Annotated in this window: 2 protein-coding genes and 1 pseudogene; all 3 read left to right on the plus strand. The window is 44.0% G+C overall.

From position 1 onward, the window contains the following. Positions 1–830 (plus strand): annotated as a pseudogene (locus tag Q0191_RS02770) (DNA repair protein RecN); the annotation flags it as partial. 52 nt (positions 831–882) lie between these two features. Then, positions 883–1614 (plus strand): metallophosphoesterase, encoded by a 732-nt coding sequence (locus Q0191_RS02775; protein ID WP_297663631.1) that lies wholly within the window; start codon positions 883–885, stop codon positions 1612–1614. Between the two features lie 251 nt (positions 1615–1865). Beyond that, the coding region (locus tag Q0191_RS02780) for an SHIRT domain-containing protein (RefSeq protein ID WP_297663633.1) at positions 1866–6348 on the plus strand (4483 nt) is incomplete at its 3' end.

Raw genomic sequence — 6348 nt, forward strand, 5'->3', positions numbered from 1 at the left:
TCTTAGAGGATGTCAGCAAGCGCCTAGAGGATATTTTAGATGGACTGGACTTTGATGGAGACCGACTGCTGCAAGTGGAGAGTCGCTTAGATTTGATTAACAGCATCACGCGTAAATACGGCGGCCAAGTAGATGATGTGCTGGAATATTTTGCTCAGATTTCCAAAGAATACAGCCTTTTAACTGGTAGCAACTTGTCCTCAGAGGATATGGACAAAGAGCTGAGGCTCTTGGAGAGAGAGCTGGTGGAGTTGGCCCAGGAGCTGAGTCAGGCCCGTCATGGTCTAGCAACCCAGCTGGAAGCAGAAATCAAGCAGGAGCTGCAGGATCTCTACATGGAAAAGGCGCGCTTTAAAGTGCAGTTCACTAAGGGAAAGTTTAACCGTGAAGGCAATGAGCAAGTAGAGTTTTACATCTCGGCCAATCCGGGCGAGGATTTCAAACCTCTGGTTAAGGTTGCGTCTGGCGGGGAACTCTCCCGTCTCATGTTGGCTATCAAGTCTGCCTTTTCTCGTAAGGAAGGCAAGACCAGCATTGTCTTTGACGAAGTGGATACGGGCGTTTCTGGCCGTGTGGCTCAAGCCATCGCTCAGAAGATTTACAAGATTGGCTCCAACGGGCAAGTCTTGGCTATTTCCCATCTGCCGCAGGTCATTGCGATTGCTGATTATCAGTTCTTTATTGAGAAGATTTCGGATGAGAATTCGACCGTCTCAACGGTTCGCCTGCTGACGGCTGACGAGCGTGTTCAGGAAGTTGCTAAGATGCTGGCTGGCGAAGATGTGACGGAGGCTGCTTTGACTCAGGCTAGAGAATTATTAAAAAAATAAACAAGCGAGACTGAGACATGAGTGTTTCGGTCTTCTTTAGAAAGTGGCGACTATGACAAAATATTTTGCAATCGGTGATGTCCATGGCAAGGCTGGTATGCTTGATGAGCTGCTCCAGCACTGGGATGGTCGCAGCCAACTAGTCTTTCTAGGCGACTTGATCGATCGTGGCGAGGATAGCCGAGCAGTTTTGGAGCGGGTCAAGGACCTAGTGGACAAAGAAGGAGCTGTTTGTCTTTCTGGCAATCATGAGTATATGTTTCTGACCTGGCTGGACAATCCTGAAAAGTCTTATGACCACTACCGACGCAATGGCGGAGATACGACGATTAATTCGCTTCTAGGCCGACCACTCAATGCTCCTGTAGACGGGGTGGCGGATGCAGAACGTGTTAAGACGGAGGCGGCCGATTTAGTCGACTTTATTCGTCAGATGCCTTTCCTATTGGAGACAGAGCGGTACATTTTTGTCCATGCTGGTCTAGATTTGGAACTGAAAGACTGGCGAGAGACCAGTGATTATCAAAAGGTTTGGATTCGCTCGCCTTTTCACGAAGGCAGTAATCAGACTGGTAAAAAAATTGTCTTTGGCCATACACCGACATTTTACCTCTTGCATGAGGCACCAGGAACTGATCAGCTTTGGATGACTGAGGATGGCAAGATTGGCATGGATGGCGGAGCTGTTTATGGCGGAGTCCTCCACGGAGTTCTCTTTGATGATAATGGCATTATAGAGCAGTATGCGATTAGAAATGATGGTTTTGCTGCGGAGGACGAATAGAATATTTGACTGCTAGCGTCTCGATAAAGAAATCAAGAAGATTGAAGAAGTATAGCCTAGCTATCTTTTTCAATCTTTTTTGTTTGAATGAGATGATTTATACTGAAAAAAACAGGCAAATACCTATATTTATATAGGGTAAATTCCCTATCCTATAAGTAATCATAAACCCTTAAATAATAATTCAAAATATATGCAATTCCTCTTCTTTATGCTATAATAGTTATCGAAAAAGCTAAAAGGAGGAAAAGATGTCTTTTCAGGATAGAAAGATAAAGTATTCAATCCGCAAATTATCAGTTGCTACTGTATCACTTGCGATTGGATTTTTGTTTGCACCCGCAGCGATTGGAGCGGGTCAGGTTGCCCATGCAGATGAGCTTGTGGCTACAGCTCAAGCGGAAAACAAGTCAGAAAATCAAGTCTCGGTGGGAACTTCTGAACCAGCGAAACCAGAAACTCAAGAGGTTGTCTCAGTAACGCCTTCTGCACCTGTGCAAGTAGAAAGCAAAGAGGCTGTCTCAACAACAGCTCCTGCGCCAGCACAGACAGAAACGCAAGGGAATAACCAAACCTCATTGAAATCTGCTGCATCTGCTGCGACAGAGACAAGTCAAGCGACAGATTCGACTGCCTTTAAAAATGCTCAGCCAGCTACAGGCACAAGCCAGCCAGCTGCAGCCACTGCCCAACCAGCGACAGCAAATGCAAGTCTAAACAAGAGCACTTTAGAGAACTACCTCAAAAACTTGCGCAACAAGGACTTTTCAAGTAAGACAGACGATAGTCTAGAAATCTTGAATGGCGTAATGACAGCTGCTGATGGTGTGCTTCAAACTGCAACAAAGCAAGAAGAAATTGATAAAGTTTATCGCAATCTCGTGAACTTTGTCAATTCAGGTCTTCGTGATAAAAATCCGAAAGTCATCCCAGATCAGGATAAGACTCCTCGCCATGCACTTTATGAGTTTGAAAGTGCTACACCAGGAAAAACAGCTCCGATTGGTCTGAACTACTTGAAGCCACAGGACACAAAAATCTACAAAAAGGGTAATACAGTAAAGGCCATCCAGCCAGATGAAACAACTTATATAGAGAATGATGGAAGTGGTAGATGGACCTTTAAGGGCTATGACTATGATAGTCAGGTGATTGACAAAGATGATGTTGTCTTCACAGGTAAGTGGGAATATACACCAACACCATACAAGGCTACCTATAGAGCGGTTAATGGTTCGCCTGGAAAAACTCCGCCACCTTATGTTGCAAACTGGAGTCCAGAAGATAAAAGAAGATTTGCTGAGGGTGAAGTAGTAAAAGCAGGAGAATTTAACTGGGTTTTTTATACTTCAGAAGAATATCCTAACCGAAAAGGCTATTGGGCTTTGACTGGTTTTGATGCTCCAAGTAAAGTGGCAAACCATGGCGATGTGGAGTTTGTAGGAACTTGGAAATACTTTGAGGATGTCATTGTATCCTACAAGGCTGTGAACCAGCACGATTGGGAGAATTTTTATAAGTTACCAAGTAGTCCTAAGACCTCATACTACGACAAATATAACTTACCTCTTCCTAAGGAGATAAAGGATCTAGAAAGTAAGCTATACGATTACAAGCTTTCTCTCAATCAGTTTGATGAACGTCGTAGGAATTTACCTAAAGATATAGTGGATACGCTAGATGCCTTGGAGCGCTACGATTACGTTCAAGGTGTCCACAAACCCTTCTATGATGCAGAACATGAAGGGAATTGGACCTTTGAGGAGGATGTAATAGATTTAACCTTCAATCGTGAACTGGAGCGGGCGGCTGCACATGGGACAATACCAAAAGTTATAGTGCCATTGACGTATACATTTACACCAGTTCCTCGGAAACCGACTTATGAGTTTGTCAGTGGAACGGCTGGCAAATCACTACCTGCTGAGATCAATAATCTGAAGCCAGTATATGCGCCAAGTGAATGGAAATATATGGATAGGAAGACATATCCGAAGGGCAAGGATATAGTTCAGTCTGTTAAACCGCTTAATGGTTCCTACTATGATGCAGCTAACGGTGGTACTTGGAACTTTTCGGGCTATGATTTTGATAAAAAACCAGTGAGCGACTGGGAGCACGATGGATGGAATCTCAAGTTCACAGGTACTTGGACATTTACACCGGGAACCTACCCAGAAAACTATAAGTTTGTCAGCAAAGACCCTAGCCTGTCTCTCCCAGAGGAAATCACGACCTATATCCCAAGCACTGGAAAAAACTATAGTAATGGCGATACTGTCCTTGCAACAGCTCCCCTGAAGACGACCTACATGGACTTTGTTAACAAGGGAACTTGGAAATTTGAAGGTTATGATGCCAATAGTAAGGTAGTCAACAAAAATGCCGTTCTCTTTACCGGTACTTGGTCCTTCACACCACACAGAGATAAGACAGTTTCCTTTGACTTTGTGAGTGATACCCCAGGGAAGACCCTTCCCGATGATTTGAAGGCACAAATCCCTGCCCCTATCACGACATCTCCATCAGATTATTCTGACAATGTCTATAATGCAATTCAATATCTCAGTCCATACGCCGATGATGAAAATGATGGTACATGGGTTCCTCAGCAGATTCCTCAGCTAAAGGAGGACGTTGAGAAACCAGCTGACGATGAGGATTCTACCTACACTGTTCATTGGAAATTTGAACCGAATAGGCATAGTGTTTACTATGATTTCTATACAGATTCAAAAGATGATTCTGGTCAAGAGCTTTATCCACCATCAACTTTGTTTGATCTAATCACTTACGAAAGAGAATTTGTCAAAGGTGAAAAAGCTCGTGTTAAAATGCCATCTAAAACAAGAATTGAGGATCCTGATGGCAGAGGAACTTGGATCTTTGATGACTACTATGAAGATGATAATACGACTATTTCTCCACGCGAGAAAACAGTAGAGAACGGAGACGTCCTCTTCAAAGGAAAATGGATTTTTGTTCCTACTGATCAGTCTGATACGATCTACAGATTAGAGTATAAATTTACTAACTCGACTCCTGCTTATCCTCTTCCAAATAAGATTCGCGATATGCTTCCAGCTGGTACTGATTTCGTTGCACGAGCTGACGATTACAAAGATGCAAGCAAACTTGACATATCCACAGTAACTGTTCCGACAGGTACATGGACCTTCCATGGTTTTGACGCGGATAAATACGGAAAAGCTATTGCAGGTACGAACGTGAAGACCATCACAGGATCTTGGAGCTTTACGCCAAATGGTATAGACTATCAGTTCCAATCAACTAATCCTGATTTCGTATTACCAGATCATATCACTAAGTTAACTCCGAAAAACCCAATTGATTATAAGATGGGCGGTTACTTCCTTACAGAAGTAGAGGCTGAGCAACCAAGTGAAACAACTTATATTGACACAGCAAACAAGGTAACATGGACATTTGCAGGATACGATAAAGAAAAAATCGTTGTAGCGAAAGGTAGACAGACTTTCCTTGGAAGCTGGGTGCCTACTCCAAATCCAGAATATGTATTCAAATCTTCTAAAGCAGGTGTTCCATTGCCACAAAGTATTTTGGGAATGCTTCCAAATGATGAGGCTTCTTATAAGGTTGGAGACACCATTGTAGCCAAACAACCTGCTGAAGAATCAGTAGTTGAAGAAGAAAAAGACTATGTCTGGACCTTCAAAGGTTACGATCAGAAGAATGCGACGTATAATGGCAAGCGCGTGACATTTACGGGTATCTGGGAAGCAACGCCTAGACCGCATCATGTAAGCTATACTTTTGAAAGCGAAACGGCTGGTGTTGATTTGCCTGAATTTATCCAGAAGAAAGCACCAAAAGATGGCTCAACTTACTTCAATGGGACGAGAGTTTTTGCAGAAGAGCCGACAACAAAGACTTACAAAGATGATGTGAACGACGGCACTTGGACCTTCGATGGTTACGATGCCAAAAGTAAGATTGTGAAAAAAGCTGATTTGACTTTCACAGGTAAGTGGAAGTTTGAAGCCAACAAGTATCAAGCTACTTATCGCTTCGAGAGCGCAACGGCAGGTAAAGCTCTTCCAGCAGCCATCGCCGCATTGACACCAAGCGACAGTGCAACCTATGAAAATGGCAATACTGTTTCAGCTCAACAACCAGCGCAAGCGACCTACACAGATACTGTCAATGATGGCACCTGGACCTTCAAGGGCTATGACGCAGCTAGCGCCGTTGTCAACAAGTCCGATGTAGAGTTTGTAGGAAAATGGGCCTTTGAAGCCAACAAGTATCAAGCCACTTATCGTTTCGAGAACGCCACAGCAGGTCAAGCACTTCCAGCAGCGATCGCAGCATTGACTCCAAGTGACAGTGCAACATATGTGAATGGTGCCTCTGTTTCAGCTCAACAACCATCACAAACGACTTACACAGATACTGTGAACGACGGCACATGGACCTTCAAGGGCTATGACGCATCTAGCGCCGTTGTTAACAAGGCTAATGTAGGGTTTGTAGGAAAATGGGCCTTTGAAGCTAACAAGTATCAAGCTACTTACCGCTTCGAGAGTGAGACAGCAGGTAAGTCTCTTCCAGCAGCGATCGCCGCATTGACCCCAAGCGACAGTGCAACTTATGTGAATGGTGCTTCTGTTTCAGCTCAACAACCATCACAAACGACTTACACAGATACTGTGAACGATGGCACCTGGACCTTCAAGGGCTATGACGCAGCTA

It is taken from the genome of uncultured Streptococcus sp., assembly GCF_938036805.1.
In the GTDB taxonomy this organism is placed as follows: domain Bacteria; phylum Bacillota; class Bacilli; order Lactobacillales; family Streptococcaceae; genus Streptococcus.

Coding starts and splice junctions, on each gene's coding strand:
- Q0191_RS02775 (WP_297663631.1), top strand. CDS start 883: ATGACAAAATATTTTGCAATCGGTGATGTCCATGGCAAGGCTGGTATG.